Annotated in this window: 20 protein-coding genes; all 20 read right to left on the bottom strand. The window is 28.1% G+C overall.

What is annotated here, in order from left to right; genetic code table 11:
* Position 1: 1 nt before the first annotated feature.
* Complete coding sequence (locus tag BUB51_RS01895; protein ID WP_073194973.1) at positions 2 to 1,078, bottom strand: M24 family metallopeptidase; 1,077 nt, start codon at positions 1,076 to 1,078, stop codon at positions 2 to 4.
* On the bottom strand, positions 1,071 to 1,526 hold the full coding sequence (gene aroQ / locus BUB51_RS01890) for a type II 3-dehydroquinate dehydratase (RefSeq protein WP_073194971.1): 456 nt from the start codon (positions 1,524 to 1,526) through the stop codon (positions 1,071 to 1,073). The genes BUB51_RS01895 and aroQ overlap by 8 nt, the downstream gene beginning before the upstream one ends.
* 71 nt (positions 1,527 to 1,597) lie before the next feature.
* Positions 1,598 to 2,140 (bottom strand): shikimate kinase, encoded by a 543-nt coding sequence (locus BUB51_RS01885; RefSeq protein ID WP_083599469.1) that lies wholly within the window; start codon positions 2,138 to 2,140, stop codon positions 1,598 to 1,600.
* Positions 2,124 to 2,399 (bottom strand): late competence development ComFB family protein, encoded by a 276-nt coding sequence (locus BUB51_RS01880; RefSeq protein WP_035161190.1) that lies wholly within the window; start codon positions 2,397 to 2,399, stop codon positions 2,124 to 2,126. The genes BUB51_RS01885 and BUB51_RS01880 overlap by 17 nt, the downstream gene beginning before the upstream one ends.
* Before the next feature lie 17 nt (positions 2,400 to 2,416).
* A complete protein-coding gene (locus BUB51_RS01875; RefSeq protein WP_073194969.1) occupies positions 2,417 to 2,857 on the bottom strand; it encodes a pilus assembly FimT family protein in 441 nt (146 codons plus the stop codon).
* 19 nt (positions 2,858 to 2,876) lie between these two features.
* The gene (locus BUB51_RS01870; protein ID WP_073194967.1) at positions 2,877 to 5,807 is read right to left on the bottom strand and encodes a VWA domain-containing protein; all 2,931 of its coding nucleotides are present in this window, start codon (positions 5,805 to 5,807) and stop codon (positions 2,877 to 2,879) included.
* Between the two features lie 13 nt (positions 5,808 to 5,820).
* Positions 5,821 to 6,345 carry a PilW family protein gene (locus BUB51_RS01865; protein WP_035161196.1) on the bottom strand — a complete coding sequence of 175 codons (525 nt, stop codon included), beginning with the start codon at positions 6,343 to 6,345 and terminating at the stop codon, positions 5,821 to 5,823.
* An 18-nt stretch (positions 6,346 to 6,363) separates the two neighbouring features.
* A complete protein-coding gene (locus tag BUB51_RS01860) occupies positions 6,364 to 8,391 on the bottom strand; it encodes a pilus assembly PilX N-terminal domain-containing protein (protein ID WP_073194965.1) in 2,028 nt (675 codons plus the stop codon).
* Positions 8,392 to 8,403: 12 nt separating this feature from the next.
* On the bottom strand, positions 8,404 to 9,198 hold the full coding sequence (locus BUB51_RS01855) for a type IV pilus modification PilV family protein (RefSeq protein WP_073194963.1): 795 nt from the start codon (positions 9,196 to 9,198) through the stop codon (positions 8,404 to 8,406).
* Position 9,199: 1 nt separating this feature from the next.
* On the bottom strand, positions 9,200 to 10,417 hold the full coding sequence (locus tag BUB51_RS01850) for a hypothetical protein (protein ID WP_073194961.1): 1,218 nt from the start codon (positions 10,415 to 10,417) through the stop codon (positions 9,200 to 9,202).
* The gene (locus tag BUB51_RS01845) at positions 10,417 to 10,974 is read right to left on the bottom strand and encodes a PilN domain-containing protein (protein ID WP_073194959.1); all 558 of its coding nucleotides are present in this window, start codon (positions 10,972 to 10,974) and stop codon (positions 10,417 to 10,419) included. The genes BUB51_RS01850 and BUB51_RS01845 overlap by 1 nt, the downstream gene beginning before the upstream one ends.
* Positions 10,975 to 10,985: 11 nt before the next feature.
* On the bottom strand, positions 10,986 to 12,044 hold the full coding sequence (pilM, locus tag BUB51_RS01840; RefSeq protein WP_159430370.1) for a type IV pilus assembly protein PilM: 1,059 nt from the start codon (positions 12,042 to 12,044) through the stop codon (positions 10,986 to 10,988).
* A gap of 5 nt (positions 12,045 to 12,049) precedes the next feature.
* Complete coding sequence (locus tag BUB51_RS01835) at positions 12,050 to 12,802, bottom strand: prepilin peptidase (RefSeq protein WP_073194956.1); 753 nt, start codon at positions 12,800 to 12,802, stop codon at positions 12,050 to 12,052.
* Positions 12,803 to 12,821: 19 nt separating this feature from the next.
* A complete protein-coding gene (locus BUB51_RS01830; RefSeq protein WP_159430369.1) occupies positions 12,822 to 13,178 on the bottom strand; it encodes a type II secretion system protein in 357 nt (118 codons plus the stop codon).
* Between the two features lie 18 nt (positions 13,179 to 13,196).
* Positions 13,197 to 14,408, bottom strand: coding sequence for a type II secretion system F family protein (locus BUB51_RS01825; RefSeq protein ID WP_035161214.1), 1,212 nt, complete (start codon positions 14,406 to 14,408; stop codon positions 13,197 to 13,199).
* A gap of 25 nt (positions 14,409 to 14,433) precedes the next feature.
* Complete coding sequence (locus BUB51_RS01820) at positions 14,434 to 15,489, bottom strand: type IV pilus twitching motility protein PilT (protein ID WP_073194953.1); 1,056 nt, start codon at positions 15,487 to 15,489, stop codon at positions 14,434 to 14,436.
* A gap of 8 nt (positions 15,490 to 15,497) precedes the next feature.
* Positions 15,498 to 17,177: a type II secretion system ATPase GspE gene (gene gspE / locus BUB51_RS01815; RefSeq protein WP_073194951.1), complete on the bottom strand. Its 1,680-nt coding sequence runs from the start codon at positions 17,175 to 17,177 to the stop codon at positions 15,498 to 15,500.
* 62 nt (positions 17,178 to 17,239) lie between these two features.
* Positions 17,240 to 18,115, bottom strand: a complete 876-nt coding sequence (gene aroE, locus BUB51_RS01810; protein ID WP_200791869.1) for a shikimate dehydrogenase — start codon at positions 18,113 to 18,115, stop codon at positions 17,240 to 17,242.
* Positions 18,115 to 18,609 carry a YqeG family HAD IIIA-type phosphatase gene (locus tag BUB51_RS01805; protein WP_035161222.1) on the bottom strand — a complete coding sequence of 165 codons (495 nt, stop codon included), beginning with the start codon at positions 18,607 to 18,609 and terminating at the stop codon, positions 18,115 to 18,117. The genes aroE and BUB51_RS01805 overlap by 1 nt, the downstream gene beginning before the upstream one ends.
* 107 nt (positions 18,610 to 18,716) lie before the next feature.
* Positions 18,717 to 19,997, bottom strand: a complete 1,281-nt coding sequence (locus BUB51_RS01800; protein WP_073194948.1) for an aminotransferase class I/II-fold pyridoxal phosphate-dependent enzyme — start codon at positions 19,995 to 19,997, stop codon at positions 18,717 to 18,719.
* Positions 19,998 to 20,134: the final 137 nt, after the last annotated feature.

The raw sequence follows: 20,134 nt of genomic DNA, 5'->3' as shown, positions 1-20,134 counted from the left end.
ATTAACTTATTTCTATTAGTTCTTTTGTTGTTTTAGACAGCACTTCATAGCCATCTTCTGTAACTAAAATTAAATCTTCAATCCTAACTCCTCCAAAGTCAGGTATATATATACCAGGTTCATCTGTAACAATCATTCCTGGTTTTAAAGCTATCTTACCCATTTCGCTCTGTGCAAGTCTTGGATTTTCATGGATTTCTAATCCAACTCCATGTCCTAGCCCATGTCCAAAATATTCTCCATAACCATAACCAGCAATGATATCTCTTGCTATTTTATCTACTTCACAACCTTTTATATCTGGTCTTATAGCTTTAAGCGATTTTTCTTGCGCTTCCAATACAATATTATATATTTTCTTCTGCTCTTCATTAGCTTTTCCAACAACAATAGTCCTGGTCATATCGGAACAATATCCTTTATAAATACAACCCATATCAATAGTTACAAAATCACCTTCTTCAACTACTTTATCAGAAGCCACGCCATGTGGCATTGCAGATCTCTTTCCTGACGCTATTATAAATTTAAACGAAGGTCCTTCGGCTCCTAATTTTTTCATAAAATATTCCAATTCCAAAGCAATATCTACTTCTTTTACTCCAACTTTAATAAAATCTAATATATGATTAAATGCCTTATCTGTAATTTCAGCTGCTCTCCTTATTAGTTCAATTTCCTCTTTATCCTTTATCATTCTTATTTTTTCTAAAACCCCTTTGAGTGGAACTATATCTATATGACTACATTTTTCTTCTAAATTTTTAACAAATTGTAAAGTTGCAAAATTATCTTCAATACCTAGTCTTTTAATTTTTAATTCATTTAATACATTAAAAATTGTATGTACTGAATTTAACTCAATAATTTTAAATCCCTTACACTGCACACTTACCTGTTTTAAATATCTAAAATCAGTAGCCATATAATACTCTTCGTCAGTTATTATTACATATCCTGAAGTCCCTGTAAAGCCACTTATGTACCTTCTATTTTCCGGTTTGAAAATAATTACAGAATCCAAATCTGCTTCTTTCATATATTTTTTTAATTGTTCAATTCTCACACTATTAATCATAAAACTTGCCCCCCCCAATAATAATCTCATATATCGATTCTATGGCCATAATATACCCCAAATAACCTAAACCACATATTTGACCTGTACAAACCGGTGCTATCACTGATTTCTGTCTGAATTCTTCTCTTTTATAGATATTTGTCAGATGAACTTCTATTATTGGTATATCTAGTATCTCTAATGCATCTCTAATTGCAATACTGTAATGCGTATATGCACCAGGATTAATTATTACACCATCATAATAATCTTTAGCAATATGTATTTTGTCAATAATATCCCCTTCATAATTTGATTGAAAAGTTTCAACTTCTATACCCAATTCTTTTCCTTTTTGCTTCACCATTTTATCAATAGTCTCTAGAGTAATATCTCCATATACCTTTTTATTTCTTATTCCAAGCATATTTAAGTTTGGACCATGTATAACCAATATTTTCTTCATATTTGGAAAACACATCCTTAAATATTCTTATTATATATTACCATAAATCTAATTCTTTGAATAGAATAACTTTATATTTGCAAATTATAAATGTTTATAATCTCTTCAGCAATAGCATTTCCTTTTTTATTATCTATACCAATAATATAATCGGCACTATTGTAATACAGTTTTTTTCTTCTTAAGAAAAGTTCATTAGCCTTTTTCTTCCAATCTGTACCTTTTAACAAAGGTCTTTTTTCTACATTCCCATATAAATTATTAACAATCGTATCAAAACTACCATCTAAAAGAAATATAACCCCATTTTTCTTAAGCATCTCTATATTATTTTTATCTAATACAACACCGCCGCCTGTTGAAATCACTATATTTCTATTTTGGGACACGTTTGAAACAACTTCACTCTCAATCTTTCTAAAATAATTTTCACCATATCTTTCAAATATATAACTTATACTACATCCATATTTTTTTTCAATTACATTGTCAGTATCATAAAATTCCATATTAAGTTTTTTCGAAATATACCTGCCAACATGAGATTTACCAGTACCCATAAATCCTATTAAAACTATATTATTTTTCCCCATTTTATCACCAGACATCATCATGTTTTGGTCTCTTTGAAACTATCTCAATTGCTTTAGTAACTTCCCTTAAAACATCTACATCAAACTGTAGCTGCATACCGTCTGCTTTAGCAAATACTTCCCCCTTCTCAGTAACAACATATCTTGACGGTAAATTATTTAATGCAATAGCCGCAATATCTAATCTACACTTTTCACATTTACAAACTTGCGGGCATTTTTCAATTGCTAAATCTACTGCTTTAATAACAACATCTTCCATATAGTTATATAACCTCATTTAATCACCTCTTATGATTAATGTATTACATCTGTCATATGCACCCTGCCACTTGCGGGTACAATCGTTATTTCACAATACCTGCCAGTTTCTAAATCAAGAACTGTTATTGTAGTACCTCCATAGCTTGGAGCTCCATTAAATTTAAACATAATTTCTTTTTTAGAACAAATTATTTTATAATTTTCTTTTAAATCTACTTTACTAATTTGAATTGTACCTTTTAATATCATATAACCTTTCTCATCTAATAATATTCTGTAATTCCCTCCTTCTGACATTTGAAATATTCTAATCTTGCGGACATCATTACATAATTTTTTACTTTGTGCTAATAACTCATAATCATTGGTTTTAATTTGGGGAATAACTATTAGCAAAACTAAAGATATCAAAGTAATTACAACTAATAGCTCTATAATAGTTAAACCCCTATTCTCTATTAACTTAAAAACCAATTGCTGCACCTACCTAACTTTATTCAATTTTAGGTAAATGTTTTATATTAACTTTTAAATCTTTTATGCTCTCACCTATAGAAAAACTATTTAAAATACTAATACCTCTTGTATCTAAATTCTCAACTAAAGGTTTAAAATTATATACAAACAATAATTTATTTTCAAAAATATCGCTATATGCTCCTAAATCAATATTCACAACTATTTCATTATCACTAGATTGTATATTCACATCTCGTTGATTTACTGCTACTCTACGTATGATAGAATTTTCATCAATTACATATAAATCAAATTTAAATTCACCTAATAATTTTACATTATCAATTCCATCTTTATTTAAATGTAAAGTCAAAGTATTAGCTTCACTATCTATACTAAAAATAGCTCCAATTTTAACCTCATAACCATTTACAATATTAATACTATTATCTTCATATTTTTTCAATTGAATGCTATTTACCAAAAGACCATGATCTAAAATCCTATCCAATTTAGGTATTTTAAATGTTAAAAAACCAATATTCCCATTCATATCTTTAGCCTTTATTTTTATTTGCTTATTAGAGAACTTTTCAGCCAATATAATATATGCTTCTGTGTGAGATTCATTATATGATATATTGATATCATTTTTATCAAAAATTTCATCTTCGGAAATAATCCCATCATTGTTTAAATCAGCTTCAATCCATACCTCTTTCACTTCTTCATCAAAATTAGTCATTAATTTAAAACCTTCTAATTCTGCATTTATTACAGGTGATTTTGCATCAATATCTACTTTAAAGGTTCTACAAGTTATATTGTTGTACTGGTTCTTTACTGTTACTAAAATATCATTCAACCCATCTCGCAATAAAACATTAGCCGTATATAATCCTTCGTCTGTAACTTTATTTTCCTGCACTTTAGTTCCATTTATTGTAATATCTTTTATTATTGAATTTGATTCCGTTGACAGCTCTAATTCAACAGGTCTGTTTAAATCATTGTGCTCATACTCATCTAATTTTACCGAAGTCAAATTTAGATAAGGTACTGTTTCCCTAACCTTATTCCCCGATAAATCCGTAGCTATTATAACCAAACTATTGTCTTGAATATCCTGCTGTAGTTCAATAGTAAATTTTTTCATTTTACCAGTTTCAAAAGAATCTTCTCTGCAATCAATAGTATCTATAATTTCATCATTATATAAAATTTCAATAAAAGATGGTTCATTTACTGAAATATTTAATAATTTTGCAGAATCAGTTTCAATAAACAATTCTGCATTTAAAATAGGAGGGTCTGTTTCATAAACTGATATATCAATTACAGGGAAATATTTAATTCTATCTTTACCATCTATATCTTTATATTTAACATACGATTCATTTTCACCTTCTATATTCCCAAACTTATATTTCCCTACTCTATTTGCCTTGACCTTTATCCAGAAATTTATTGGTTCAGCTATAAACTCTTTTCGTTCTTTATCTAATCTATAAGTTATGCTTCCAATATTGCCAATTACAGTATTACCTTCAATTTGCAACCCTTCTGATACATCTAATATATCAAAACCAGCAGGTATTGTTTCCTTAAATAATACGCTGTGTATTGGTAAGTCGCTACAGATTTCATCTGCTAATGTCTGATATACTTCATCTAATGCATTACCATCTTCTGCCTTTTTAAAATATCCACCTGAACTATCGGCTATTTGTTTTAATTTTTCCATATTTGCATCATTACTAAAACCTATCATAAATGACTTGATTTCTAATCCACCGTTTTTTATAAGTTTTTCTCCAACTAATTTGGCATATTTTAAGTCCAAATTATCATCTAATAAAGTACCATCTCCTGCTCGATAATTTAGTTCATTTCCTAAATAGAACAAAACATCAACTTTCGCTAATTCATAATATTCTTTAGACCAAAATGTCCCAAAAATGCTTTTATAATGGATTTTATCATAACTAAAAGCAGTAGGCTGACCATCAGTCATCAAAATAATATACTTTCTTGCATTTTTATTAGGTGAATTTTTCAATTTATAATAAGCCTTTCTTAATCCATCACCTATATTGGTACCACCATAAGGTTCTAATCTATCTATATCCCTAATTAACTCGTTATAATCCTCAATATCAGATAAATCAGCAAAATCTTTTCCATCATAACTTGAATCCCAAGCTTTTGTTTCATAAGGTATTAAATTCACCTTTATTCTCTCATCATCTTTTAATTTTTCTAAAAAACGCTTAGCTACAAATTTCATCGCCTCTATTTTGGCTATCTTATTAATTTTTAAAAGTTTTTTTATTTTCTCTGTGCTTTTCATTATATTATCTATATTTTTTTGTATCTCGCTTTTATTTCTTCTAACATTCTTATTTGCTTTTATTTCTTCTAAACTGTCTCTTATACTTTTTATATAGTTATCTATTTTCTTCAATTCTCTATTTATTCTTTGTTTATTAGTTTTTAATCCTTTTACACTTTCTTTAATTCCTTCTAAATTTTCTTCTATATCTTTCAACAAATCTTCTGTATATGTTGTATACCACCATAATAACATATATTCTATATTCACTTTGTACCGGTAAATATCACTTTCTATTTTCCCAATATATTCTCTTATCTTTATTGCCTCTTTATTTTGATTCATATATATCGGGTCGTTCATACTACCAGATATATCCATTACTAAAACTATTTCTTTATCGACAAGATAATATTCTGGATATACATCTTCTATTGCTAAATTTTGCGGCTGAATAGTATAATTTATTATAAATTCATCACCTACTTGATACTGGTTTTTTTCTAAATTTCTCACCAAATTAATTGGTGCTTTTATCTCATCTTTAAATTCTGCAAACGTATAATTATCAATCACTATTAAATTGAAAATTAAACTAATCGTCAATAAAGATACTATTATTTTCTTTAACATACTATCCCACCCGTTATTTTTTATTTCTAAAAAACACCTTCGTACTATAGCTTTCTGTAACATTTTTTTTACTTAAATTCACTGTTATTTCTATACCATCAGCATCTAAAAATTTTTTCCCATTTGGCAAAGGTTTTAAAATAATCGATTCTACATAATCAGCAATCTCTGTTTTTGCCGAACCGGCAATACCTTCACCGTAAAAAAGCTTATTATTAGGTTTAACCTCAAAGATAACTCCTTTATCATTCGTTCTAAAAATAACCTTTTTTAACCTAATTTCAGAATCTTCATCTAATGAATCAATATTATTTACATCTATTATCTCCACAACGCCTTTAGCTTCCATGACTCTATCTGAAAAATAATTTAAAACTACTTGTCCATGATATTGAAGCTCTAAAACAATATCTTCTTTATTATAGGAATTAGCATTCATAAAAAATAATGTGGATATCATTAATATTAATAAACTAGCAAATGCTAATGATATCAAAAGTTCTAAAACTGTAAAACCGCCTCTATTTATCAATTTCATACATTAACCACCTATTATTTATCTTATGAGTTTCCAATTTCTTACTTCTATTAAATCTGTAATTTGTATACCATTTCCATGCTCTGCCTTATTAATATCTATATCACTTTCTAATGTTATTTTATTATTTGAATTATTTTTAAATATATCTAATATATCATTTTTATAAATTAATTTTGCAACAGCATCAATACTATGGCTAATCTTTTTCAGACCATCATTATAAATATAAATATCGCCAGTTGTTATAATCGAACCCATAAAGTTAATTTCACCTAATAGATAAATATCCCCATTAGTTATTATTAATCCTTTAACCAAATCGTTATCGACTGAAACCTCATTTACATCATCTGGCAAAACTGATTTATCCCCATTAGGCCCAATTACTGCAAAATTTTTTCTATCTTTATTTAAAATAATCAACTCTCTTTTTTTCGAATTATAATCAAACTTATTTGTTATTTTAGTATAATTTATCTGATCACTTACTGTAACCTTCTCTGTTTTGATTGACCTATCACCCATTTTATTTACATATAGATCAAATTCATCTCGCTTTTCGTTTATAATTCCCTGATCTTCAACTTTTATATGGCTTGGAACAATTTTGCCATTATACACTAAAGCCCCTGTATGAATTAAATCTTTAGATTCATTTAACACTATTCCCGTTCCCAAATTTAAACCACTTGACTGTCGATATTCATCATGATAAAACTTAATATAATCACTCTTATCATGAACTAATAATTTTTTCCCATCTATAAATCTATCTACTAATACAAGAGGATCATAGTACTCGAAAACTACATTTTCACTATTTAAACTCTCCTCATTATCCCCTCTATCACCTAAATATTGTAAAGGATGCGTATAAGCTATATAATTTCCCTTTATAGATATCGATTCTCCCGTTTGATACTTTCTACCATTAGTTTTTATAAAAGATGTTCCATGTATTATAACATCTCCAGCAATATTTAATTTAGAACCTTTTCCAATATCGTCTGTATTAATTACTATACTACTTGACATATCTGAATTTTGAGCATCTGAACTATCAGATATGCCATAAAAATTGCCCTTAATATTCATTTTGCAACTTTTTCCATTTAGTTCTAAATCGTCCATCAGATAAAAAGAACCTTTATCCTGATTTATTATTGTATTATTAGTACCTTCACTTATTATAAAATTCTTTGCAAAAATATTGCCGTTAATTTCTATATTGTTGTTCGATGAATTTATCTTAAAATTGTGTTCTGTAACAATATTCCCATCAATATCTAAAGCCACATTGTCTCCTTTTAATATTATCCCACCATTATTATCTATTCCCTTTATAAATATATCTCCATTAATTTCGACGTTTCCACTTTCAATTAACATATCCCTATCAGAAGAAATAGCTTTCCTCCAAACTGCATTAATAGGTATTTCATTCGCTACTGATGTAATATAGATCGGCTCATTATAATCCGGTACGCCTATAACAAATGAAACTTTTATCTTTTTCTCAATCTCATCTCTTTTAAATGTAGATTCTATATCTAGTTCAAGCCTATCATCAGAAAAATAAAAAATATCATTCAATATGCAAATCTGCGGCTTTATGCCTTTTGATTCAATTGTATAATTATTAGAATTCTCTAATCTACTTTTTATGTTTTTTAATATATAATTTTTATAAACATCTTTAAATAGCTCATTTTGTGCCTGATTTAAAGCCTCTAAATCAACCGTTCCATCTTCTTTCATATATATGCTGCCCTCTTCTAAATCTAAATCCATTATAAAATCATCTACTGATTTATTCCCTTCTTCTATAGCTTCTATAATTAAATTTTTTACTATAATATACGCCTCATCTAATCCCGCTTCTGTCATGTAAAAATTCTTTTTTACTTTACTATTAATCATTTTAAATTTGAAATTGGTTACTGAAATAGTCAGTATAGTAACACCAAGTAAAATTAATACTGTCATAATTATCATTAAAAACACTAAACTCGAACCTTTATTATTATTTATATATTTAACCATAAGTTTCACTTCCTAATTAGAAAGTAACCTGTATCCTGTAATTTTCTCTAGTGTATGCCCTTCTTTTTTCACTTCTACATTTATTTGATATAATCCTTTAAAATCACTATTATTATTTGAAATTAAAATTTTTTCATATCTAGTTACCTTACCACCTAAATTATGAAAACTATATTTCGAATTTGAATTATCACTTTTGCAGAAATATAAAATCATATCCTTTTCTGTATGATTTCTACTTTTTACTGTAAAATCCATATCGCCTAATATATCTAAAATTAAACTTCCTTTATTCCCATAATTTTTTAACTCTGTAGTACTTACCACTTTATCAGCATCAAAGATTTTAATAATTATAGATGATTCTAACATTTCAACATATATTTTAGGTTTTGCAGCTATATAATCATTTGCCAGCAAATTGTCTTTTCTATCATATATTGAGATATAATTTTCATCATTTTTATCAATTTGGATTTTGATGTCATAATCAATTGTATTATAGAAACTGCTATTTTCATATCCTGATAAATCTGAAACACTAGTTACATTTACTATGACATCATAATTTTCAACATTATATTGGAATTCTCCTTCTATTATGCTATCTGATAATTTTATATCTTCCAAAAATTCCTGAGCTATTAATGTAGCTTTAAATTTATCTCTTGACTCATTATTTATCTTTGCTGAAGTTATAAAAAATGAAGATAATGGAACGATTATTATTCCTAAAATTGCTATAGTTATCAATACTTCTATTAAAGTTAGACCTGCTTCTTTATTTATCCTATTTTTAAGCCACATATTAATCCCTCACTATATCTACCAATCCAGATTCACCTACAACATTAACTCTCGGTCTATAACGATCATCACCAACAATTTTAATAAAAACACGTTTATTAGTTTCATTATATAATTTAATATTTACTCCAGACATATCATTTTCGGAATTTCTCTTATGAGTATATATAATAATATTTATTGAATTACTCAACGGATTAAATTCTACCCATTTATTAAAATCTCTAGGATATTTATCCCTACCAGTTTTATATTTATAAAAAAATTTTCCTTTTGTTTCTGAAAAATAAATTTCTACATCTTCAACTGAAGGATTATCTGCATATACATAAGTTTTTCTTTGAAAATCATTAGTTTTACCTAATGTAACTGTTGGTAAATCTGAATTGTATGGCTTAACATTCATTGCAAAATCATAAGACACTTTATTAGATTCATTAGTTTTTTCTATTCTAGTATCAACTTTACTTGAATAAAAAGGATTTTGTTTCCCATAGTTTTCTTCAAAATTCCAAACTGTAAAATCGTCATAAACTAGATTTAATAAAGGTACGGCAAAAAAGTCAATCTTTATATTCCCTGAAATTTCATTATTTGAATTCCTTATAATATTCAAATTCTTAATAAGTAATTTTTTATCATAATTCTGTATTAAATCAATAAATTTTATTAAATTTTCATATCTACCGGTATAAAAAATATCCAACGACATTTTTTCTATTTTACTTTCATTAGCTTTATCATCAGTTTTGGTACTTTCATTTTTATTTTCTGTATCTTTGTTTACTTTCTCATTTAAATTATAATAATCTTCTACTAACTTTTTCATTAAATATTCATCATTTTCTTTATTCTCTACTTCTCTGCTAATAATATCAATATTAGGACCATTAAAACTTAATATATTACCATTAATATTCGATTTTTTTATCATCTCGTCAATGCTAATTATAATTTTCTCTTGAAACATTTCAGGTAACAGCATACTAGACAAATTAACGATTTTCTCATTTAATATTTTATATTCAATATCTTGATTTGCTTCACTTTCCAACTCTTCTTTTACACTCTTCACTTTAGCTCTATAAATTTTAGCAGTTTGTTCTAAATTATTTATTTTCTCCAACTGACCATTAATAACTAATTTGTAATACATAGCTATTAAAATAGTAAAAAATAGTATTAATAGAAGGTACTTTTCTCTTTTACTCAGTTTCATTAACCTTCACTTCCCTTTAAAATACATTTTAGAGAAAAAATATATCTATTTTGTGATTTTTCCTCATTTATATTTATTACTACTACTTTACTGAATAAACCAAGTTCTCTTAAATTATGCTGCAATTTAGCGATAGAAACTCTAGAATTTGCAATTCCCTGTATCTGTAAATTATCTAAACTTATATTCATGACATTTAAATATACATCATCAGGTAATGTCGAAGCAATTTTTTCCAAAAAATCAGTATTTATAATGTCTTGCTTCTTTAATTCCTCGTTAATATCAACTAAAGTATTATAATATTGTTTCATAATTTTAAATCTATTATTTTTACTTTCTATTTCGGCTAACTTTTCTTTCGTATTTTCAGATTCCAAATAGCTCTCTAACATTTTTATTTCATTTTTCAGACTTTTAATTTTATATATATTAGTTAAAGTCACTGTAGTCAGCAAGATAAACATTGTTGCAGCAATTATACCTATATATAAAAACTCTTTCTTATAAAACTTCTTATTGCCAATATAATGAGAAAACAAATTTATATCTTTCATTAGCTCACCTACTATCTTCTGATAATAGCACTTACACTATTTAAAAAATTCGAAATTTCTTTATCATTCACATCATCTTTTACCTTTACTAGACTCACGTCTGATATCTTTTCAGTGATTATATTTAATTTTTTTGCAAAATAATTTTCTATTCCTTTTATATTAGAACTACCACCATATAGATATATGCAATCTATCTTATTCCCCAATCTTCTACTTGTATAATAATTAAATACCTTGTCAATCTCATCTATCCAGACATCTATAGTATTCTTGACTATATTATTAAGAACTTGTGAAGAAGTAATATCTATTCCACTTTCAAATAAGTCTGCTGTCTCAATTTTTCTCTTTTCTGCTTCATCAAGATTTAAATTAAATGAATTTGCAATATTTATATCTAATTCTTTACCACCACTATTTATCAGCCTGCTAAACGACAGAATTCCATTTGATATAATATTCACATTAATTTGCTCACTGCCCAAATCTATAACTGCAACAGTCTTATCAAAACTGTAATTTTCACCATTTATTAATAAATCTGAACTAAATAATTTAGAAATTGCATTAGAATTAATATCTAAAACATATGGTTTTAATTTTAATTCTCTTATAAGTTTTAAATATTTTTCAACTAAAACTTTTGGAGCTATAACTACTAATACTCTTACTTTCTTTACATTATCCTCATCAATATCTTCTAATAATTTATAATCTATCAAATAATCGTTCAACATAATAGGTAAATATTGTTCTATCTCAATATTGATAATAGAATTTAGCTCTTCTTCTCTGACTTTAGGAAGTATTAACTCTCTCTTTATTATAGACGAACTCTGTACTGTAATAATTGCTTTCTTAGCTTTAATCTTTTCTTTCAGTATTTTACTGCTAATTGAATTCTTAATAGAATTTAAATCTAATATATTGCCATCTTTAATAGAGTTCGAAGGTGTATCAATTTTAAAAATATTATTAACAACAATGCAGTTATCTTTCTCCCTGCCTACAGCAATCTTAATATATCTCGTTCCTATGTCTATCGAAATGACTTCTCTAGTAAACAATATTTTCACCCCATATAATTAAAAAAGTAATTTATATAATATGAAATTAAAGTATCACCATAGAATATAGTAATAATAGCGGCAATAGAAATAAAAGGCCCAAATGGTATAAAATCTTTCATACTTTTAATTTTTAATAATAATAGCATGATGGAAAAAAATGCACCAATCACGAAAGATAACAACATTAATAAGAGCAGATGTTTCCAACCAAAGAAAAATCCTAATAAAGCAATAAGTCTAATATCTCCTCCACCCATTCCTCCACGAGATACAATTACAATAATTGAAAATATTAAGCCGCCAATCAATAGTCCTAAAATACTATTTAATAATTCAGCTTTTGAATAATATAATAGTTTAAAGATAAGTATGGTAAAAAAACCAAATAATAAAATACTATTAGGAATAATTTGATGTTTGTAATCGATAACACTAATAACTATAAGTAGACTTGTTAAAAATAAATATTTTATTAAATTAAAACTTAACCCAAATTTATAAAATAATAATAAACAAATTAGTCCATTAAATATTTCTATAAATGGATACTGCAGGGAAATACGCTCCCCACAGTATCTACACCTTCCCTTATTTAACAAATAACTGAATACAGGTATCAAATCAATTGCTTTTAACCTTGTATTGCAGTTTGTGCAATGAGAAGGTGGATAAACTATTGATTCGCCTTTTGGTATTCTATATATACATACATTAAGAAATGAACCTATAATTAGGCCTGTGATAAATATATACATAATAATCTCACCTAAGATATTATTTTATTTCAAACCCACTATGACCTTCTGGAAGTGATTTCACTACTTTTTCATCAGTTGTATCAAACCAAAATGCCCCTCCACCACTCTGCTCTGGGAATTCAGATAAATAATCTTCAAAATCTGAAGCTTTGGTAGGATAATTTCCATTATGCTGGGCAGCATAGAGTTCAGCTGCATTTTGCAATAGTTTCATATTTGATTCATCAACTGCTTCTTTAGCTTCATCTTGAATTCCAACCATTTTAGGTATAGCTATTAGAGCTAATATCCCTAATACAGCTACTACCACAATTAGCTCTATTAAGGTAAATCCTTTTTTATTTCTTAATCTTTTATTTATAGCCTTTATCACTTTTTTCACCTCCTTTCATTAAAACCTCACAGTATTAATCATATCGAACATAGGCAATACCATTGAAATTACTATAAAGCCTATTATTAACGCCATAATTATAATCATTAATGGTTCTATTAATGAAGTCAATCTATGCAGGGAATCTTCAACTTCTTCATCATAAAAATTTGCAGTCTTGTCCAATATTTCATCAAGAGAACCAGATTCTTCACCAATTCTTATCATAGATACAACCATAGGCGGAAAAAGCTCCAATTTCTCTATAGGTGATGCTAAATCTAATCCTCTCCTTACTTCATCTTTAACTACATTCAATCCTTCCTCTACCACTCTATTCCCAACTACTTTCGAAACTATTTCCAAAGCTCTTATTAAAGGAACTCCACTAGATAATAATGTTGACAATGTCCTTGTAAACCTACTCGTAGTAATTTTCCTTATTAATTTATTTAAAACGGGAATTTTAAGTTTCAGCTTGTCAATATATGCCTTTCCTTTTTCGGTCGCATAATACTTTTTAAAAAGATATATTAAAATCATAATTAATGTTATAATTAAATACCAATAACTTTTTATTATATTACTAATACCCAATAAAACCCGTGTCGGAACAGGTAATGCTGCCCCACTTTGTTGAAACATCGATACAAATGTAGGCATTACTACTGTTAATAAGAAAACTACTACTATTATTGCTACAATGCTTAATATTATCGGATATATCATCGCATTTTTTATTTTATTATTAATCTTATTCTCTTTTTCGTAGTGAACAGCCATTCTATCCATTATCGTATCTAAATTACCACTTACTTCTCCTGCTTCAACCATGTTTATCAATAGTTCTGGAAACACATCTTTATGTTCTTTTAAGGATTCAGATAATGTCATTCCTTTTTGAACTGATTCGAAAACTTGTCCTAAAGTTTTTTTCAACTTTTTATTTTCAGTCTGATTTTTAAGCACTTCTAAACAGTTTACAATAGTAACGCCAGAATTCAGCATTGTATAAAATTGTCTGCAGAATACAGCAATATCTTTAGTCTTTATTTTATTAAATATTTCTAAATCCTTTATATCCTTACTACCTATTACTTCATTAATTTCGATTGGATAAATGTTATCTAACTTCAGCATACTAATAACTTCGTTCTTAGAATTTGCATTATACTGTCCTTGTATTTTCTTACCATCAGAAGTTACTGCCTTATATCTGTAGATGGGCATATATTCACCCCTAACCTAAATGTTATTAAAATCCTATAAATCTACTCACAAATTCTCTATCAACTGCATAATCTAATGCCGTATTTCTACTTATTAATCCCTGTTTAAATAGATTTATAAGTGAATTGTCCATTGTCTGCATACCAAATTTCATTCCTGTTTGTATTGCTGTCTGTATCTGATATGTTTTCCCTTCTCTGATTAGATTTCTTATTGCAGGTGTCGCTATCATTATTTCTAATGCCAATACTCTTCCTTGAGTATCTGCTCTAGGCAACAATTGCTGCGATATTATCCCCTCTAATACAGTAGATAACTGTATTTTAATTTGTTGCTGCTGATGAGGAGGAAAAACATCTATAATTCTATCAATAGTTTTAGCTGCCCCTATCGTATGCAGAGTCGAAAGCACAAGGTGCCCTGTTTCAGCAGCTGTAATGGCAATCGAAATAGTCTCTAAATCTCTCATTTCCCCGACTAATATTACATCAGGGTCCTGTCTTAATGCAGCTCTTAAAGCACTAGCAAAGTTTCTAGAATCGCTGCCAATCTCTCTTTGATTTATAATACTTTTATTATGTTTATGTAAATATTCAATAGGGTCTTCTAATGTCAAAATATGACAACTTCTTTCTTTATTTATACAGTCTATCATTGAAGCTAATGTCGTTGACTTTCCACTACCAGTAGGTCCCGTTACTAATATCAAACCCCTTTGCTTCCTTGATAATTCCCTTACAATCTCAGGTAGTCCAAGTTCTTCAATTGTAGGAATTCTCAGCGATACTGCACGTATCGCCATTCCATATGTACCCCTTTGTTTATATATATTAACTCTAAATCTTCCCAATCCTGCTATTGAATAGGAAGTATCTATCTCGCCATTTATTTCTAATTGTTTAAACTTATCTTCGTCAAGTATTTGTTTTACAAGATCAATATTTTCTTCTGGAGTCAATGCTTCTTCTCCATGCTTTATAAGTTCACCATTAATTCTCATAACAGGCGGATAACCAACTGTAATATGCAAATCTGAAGCACCTAATTCAATAGTCTTTTTCAATAATTCATAAATATTCATATTATCACCTATTCTATAGTATATGTTACTCTCATTAGTTCTTCAAAAGTCGTAACACCTTCTAAAACTAAAGATTTGCAATTTTCCCTAAGCGTTACCATGCCATTTTTTAATGAATTAATCCTCAAAACATCATTGCTGGCATTTTCATCAATAAGTCTTCTTATCTCTTTATCTATAATCATAATCTCATGTATTGCAGTTCTTCCCTTATATCCTGTATTATAGCATTGACTACACCCTTTTCCTCTAAAGAGCCTAGTATTTTCATCTATATTAAGACTTTTCATTTCTATCTGATCAGGTGTGTAAGATACTTTACAATTATCACATATTTTCCTTACTAATCTTTGAGAAATAACTCCAACAAGTGATGAAGAAATTAAATATGGCTCTATTCCCATATCAATAAGTCTTGCTACCGTAGACGGAGCATCATTAGTATGCATTGTACTTATTACTAAATGCCCCGTTATTGCAGCTCTTACCGCCAATCTTGCAGTTTCTTCGTCTCTAATTTCTCCAACCATAATAATATCTGGGTCTTGTCTTAATATTGAACGCAATCCATTTGCAAATGTAAGCCCTGCTTTATTGTTTATTTGAACTTGATTTATTCCATCTAACTTATATTCAACAGGGTCTTCTAATGTAATGATATTTTTATCCATTGAATTTAACTCTCTTAATAAAGCGTATAATGTTGTTGTTTTACCGCTTCCTGTAGGCCCAGTAACTAAAATGATACCATTCGGATTTTTAACTATTTTTTCAAAACGCACTAAATTTTTATTAATAAATCCTAATTGTTCTTTATTAAACAAAAAGTTTCCTCTATCTAAAAGTCTTATAACTACTTTTTCTCCGTAAACTGTCGGCATTGTTGAAATTCGTAAATCTATTTCTTTTCCATCAATGTCTATTTCTACCCTACCGTCCTGCGGTATCCTCTTTTCAGCAATATTCATTTTGCCCATAATCTTTATTCTTGTTACTATAGCAGAATGAGTAGATATTGATGGAGACATAACCTCTTGTAATTGACCGTCTATCCTAAATCTAATCCTCAATCTGTTTTCAAATGGTTCAATATGTATATCACTCGCTCTACTATTAACAGCTTGTCTAATTATAGAATTAATCAATCTAACTACTGGTGCATTATTTATTTGAGTAATAATTTCCTCATCAATCTCATTAATGTCATCAACATTGTACTGCTTCTTAAAATCTTCTACAGCTTTTTCTGCTACTTCTTTACCATAATATTGTTCTATTGAATTTAATATATTCTTTCTAGTCGAAATAACTGGTTCTACTTCCAACCCAGTTGCAATTTTTATATCATCAATAGCAAAAATATTCAGCGGATCAGCCATTGCTACTATAAGTTTATTTCCATCTTTTTTTATAGGAATCAAAGTATGTCTTCTAGCCAATTTTTCTGGTATTATTTTAGGTATTTCAGGGTCTATAAAATACTTATCTAAATCCATATGAGGAATCCCAAGTTGGTACTCAAGTACCTCTATTATTTCCTCTTCTTTTATATACCCCTTTTCAACCAATAATTCTCCTAATTTTTTCCCTGTCTTTTTTTGTTCTTCTAAAGTATATTTTAACTGTTCTTCTGTTATTTTGCCCGCTGAAATTAACAACTCGCCTAAACGAAACTTACTTCTACTCATTAATTTCACCTTCTATATTTATTAACCTACTACCCCATTATATATTTTACCACAAAAATTATTTATATAACTTCTATATTTTCTGACAAAATCCTTTTTTTAATCTCATTTTTCATTTTTTCTATCTCTAGCTTCCTATCAAGCCATATTTCATCGCTTAATAAGGCTTGATAAATCAGCATATCTAGTCCTCCAATAGTAATCATACCCTTTTCTTTTGCAGATTTGATAAGCTTCGTTTCTAACGGTTTATATATTATATCATATACAATAATATTTTTGTTAAATCCATTTATTTCTATCGGTGTTTTATCAACTTCTGGATACATACCTATTGAAGTGCAATTTATGAGTACATCAATCTTTTTTAAATCTACATATTTTTCATTCAAGCCACCATAATTAGTTTCTATTTTGGGAAATTTGTTTTTGATTTTTTCAATAAGTTCTCTACTTTTACTGACTGTTCTATTCAATATAGTTAAACTTTTAACTCCTTCATTTGCAACTGTTAATGATATGGATTGAGCAGCACCACCTGCACCTAATATTAAAACATTTTTACCTTTTAAAGAAATATTTTTTTCCTTAAACGCCTTTAGAAAACCTAATCCATCTGTATTATAGCCTATTAATTTGCCATTGCAAATTTTAACAGTATTTACAGCACCTATTAATTCAGATTCATAACTCAATTCATCAACAAAATTTATAATGTCTATTTTATATGGAATTGTAACATTAAAACCTTTAACATTAATCGCTCTAAAACTATTAACTACACTTTTTAAATCTTCTTTTTCTATATTGAATGCCATATATACGGCATTTTCTTTCTCTTTATCAAACAAATAATTATGTATGGTAGGTGATAAACTCTTATTGACAGGATTTCCAATTAAGCAGTAAAGTTTTGTTTGAGAATTAATATCCATCATCAATTCACCTTCTCAATTTTTTTCAAAATCCTTTTTTCTAATTTACGAACAATTCTAGTCCAAAAAAATTCTTTTTTGCTAATTGGTACTACTAAAATCGTATAAGCTCCTAATCTATTTCCTCCTAAAATATCAGTAAAAATTTGATCCCCAATTACAACCGTCTTATCGGGTGTTGTATTCATAAACTTTATTGCCTTTAGAAATGGCTTTTTCCTCGGCTTAACAGCTCTATGAATTGCATAAACTTCTAAACTTTTATTAAATTTAACGACTCTATCTTTAGTATTGTTTGAAATAATACAACATTTAAAACCTAATTCTTTTATCTTTTTAAACCAATCGATTATTTCCTTTGATGCATATTCTGTTTCCCACGCTACAAGAGTATTATCAATATCGACTATAATCGAATCAATTCCTCTATTTCTTAATGCTATTAAATCGATATCAAATATGGTATTTACGTATAAGTCTGGCAAAAGTTTACTCATTAAATCACCTCTTTTCATTAAATCTAATATAACATATTCACTTTTATTTTTAAAGAAAACTATTAATATTAAACATCTGCATGAAAAAAAGGGAAGTCAAACTTCCCTTAAATTATCCCTAATTTTCTACCTGATTTTTCTAATACGTCTATAGTATAATCTAATTGCTCTTTCGTATGTTGAGCCATGATGCTTATTCTTAGTCTTGCAAGTTTTTTAGGTACCGCTGGATATAAAACTGGATTTACATATATCCCGGCTTCATGGCACATCCTGCACATCTCTTTTACCTTATAGTCATCTCCTATAATAATTGGGAATATAGCAGTTTCGGCATTGCCAATATCAAATCCCAAATCTAACAATCTTTTTCGCATATAATTAATATTTTCCCATAATTTCTCTCTAAGAGCCGGTTCATTTTCAATTACATCTAATGCAGCTATTAATGACCCCGTTACTTGTGGTGTAGGAGCTGTTGAAAACATATAAGTCCTTGAATAATAATGCAATAATTCAATTAATTCACTATTACTAGCAATAAAACCGCCTACACCACCTAGTGCTTTACTAAAAGTTCCTGCTACAATATCTACTTTACCTTCTATATGAAAATATTCAGGAGTACCCCTGCCATTCTCACCTATAACACCTGTTGCATGAGCTTCATCAACCATAACATATGCCCCATAAGTATGAGCAATTTCAACAATTTGATCTAGATGTGCTATATCTCCATCCATAGAATAAACACCATCTACTACTACCAGTTTTGTCCTATATTTATCTTTAACTCTCTTTAGTACCTTTTCAAGCGAATCCATATTGTTATGCTTGAAAAATTTTATATTAGTATTTTTACAACCATCTATTATACTCGCATGTACATATAAATCTAATATTGCAATATCCTTCTCACCTAATAAAGATAATAATGTACCTGCATTTGAACCAAAACCAGAAGTATAAAGTATAGCTGCCTCACAACCTTTAAATTTAGCTACCTTTTTTTCAAGCTCAATATGTAAATCTAAAGTTCCACCTAATAACGGTACACTTCCAGCACCTGCCCCGTACTTTAATAGTGCTTTCTTACCTGCCTCTACTACTTTTGGATGCTTTGTCAAATTTAAATAATCATTTGAAGCTAAATATATCATTTCTCTTTCTTTACCAGTATAAGGATCGATAATTTTCATTACCGGTCCCGATCCAGTTAATGATATTCTTCTGTAGTTTAAATGTCTCTTTCTATACATATCTTCTTGAAACAATTTAAACTCTTTAGCTCTTCCCATGATATCTTTATCAGGTATATCATAGTAATCAGCTAAACTTAAATAAGATGAATCAACTTGTCTCTTTATTTTTTCTTCAACTGTACTCATTTACATCCCTCCTAAGATTACTAAATATAGTATTCTATAAATTGTAAGTTTTTCCTTCCGATTAATAAAATTTTTTGCACAAAATTGTGCACGAATAAAAAGGATTTTTTTTCTAATTATAGAATACTTATTATGTA

Source organism: Caloranaerobacter azorensis DSM 13643 (assembly GCF_900129995.1).
GTDB classification, from domain to species: Bacteria; Bacillota; Clostridia; order Tissierellales; family Thermohalobacteraceae; genus Caloranaerobacter; species Caloranaerobacter azorensis.
This window is presented reverse-complemented; position numbering and strand designations above follow the sequence as displayed.

What these genes read in the sequence shown, in the direction of transcription:
- BUB51_RS01825 (WP_035161214.1), bottom strand. Translation starts at nt 14,408, where the DNA reads ATGCCCATCTACAGATATAAGGCAGTAACTTCTGATGGTAAGAAAATA.
- BUB51_RS01865 (WP_035161196.1), bottom strand. Translation starts at nt 6,345, where the DNA reads ATGAAATTGATAAATAGAGGCGGTTTTACAGTTTTAGAACTTTTGATA.
- gspE (WP_073194951.1), bottom strand. Translation starts at nt 17,177, where the DNA reads ATGAGTAGAAGTAAGTTTCGTTTAGGCGAGTTGTTAATTTCAGCGGGC.
- BUB51_RS01860 (WP_073194965.1), bottom strand. Translation starts at nt 8,391, where the DNA reads ATGGTTAAATATATAAATAATAATAAAGGTTCGAGTTTAGTGTTTTTA.
- BUB51_RS01850 (WP_073194961.1), bottom strand. Translation starts at nt 10,417, where the DNA reads ATGAAACTGAGTAAAAGAGAAAAGTACCTTCTATTAATACTATTTTTT.
- BUB51_RS01805 (WP_035161222.1), bottom strand. Translation starts at nt 18,609, where the DNA reads ATGAGTAAACTTTTGCCAGACTTATACGTAAATACCATATTTGATATC.
- aroE (WP_200791869.1), bottom strand. Translation starts at nt 18,115, where the DNA reads ATGATGGATATTAATTCTCAAACAAAACTTTACTGCTTAATTGGAAAT.
- BUB51_RS01880 (WP_035161190.1), bottom strand. Translation starts at nt 2,399, where the DNA reads ATGAGGTTATATAACTATATGGAAGATGTTGTTATTAAAGCAGTAGAT.
- aroQ (WP_073194971.1), bottom strand. Translation starts at nt 1,526, where the DNA reads ATGAAGAAAATATTGGTTATACATGGTCCAAACTTAAATATGCTTGGA.
- BUB51_RS01800 (WP_073194948.1), bottom strand. Translation starts at nt 19,997, where the DNA reads ATGAGTACAGTTGAAGAAAAAATAAAGAGACAAGTTGATTCATCTTAT.
- BUB51_RS01835 (WP_073194956.1), bottom strand. Translation starts at nt 12,802, where the DNA reads ATGTATATATTTATCACAGGCCTAATTATAGGTTCATTTCTTAATGTA.
- BUB51_RS01855 (WP_073194963.1), bottom strand. Translation starts at nt 9,198, where the DNA reads ATGTGGCTTAAAAATAGGATAAATAAAGAAGCAGGTCTAACTTTAATA.
- BUB51_RS01895 (WP_073194973.1), bottom strand. Translation starts at nt 1,078, where the DNA reads ATGATTAATAGTGTGAGAATTGAACAATTAAAAAAATATATGAAAGAA.
- BUB51_RS01845 (WP_073194959.1), bottom strand. Translation starts at nt 10,974, where the DNA reads ATGAAAGATATAAATTTGTTTTCTCATTATATTGGCAATAAGAAGTTT.
- BUB51_RS01870 (WP_073194967.1), bottom strand. Translation starts at nt 5,807, where the DNA reads ATGTTAAAGAAAATAATAGTATCTTTATTGACGATTAGTTTAATTTTC.
- BUB51_RS01885 (WP_083599469.1), bottom strand. Translation starts at nt 2,140, where the DNA reads ATGATGATGTCTGGTGATAAAATGGGGAAAAATAATATAGTTTTAATA.
- BUB51_RS01820 (WP_073194953.1), bottom strand. Translation starts at nt 15,489, where the DNA reads ATGAATATTTATGAATTATTGAAAAAGACTATTGAATTAGGTGCTTCA.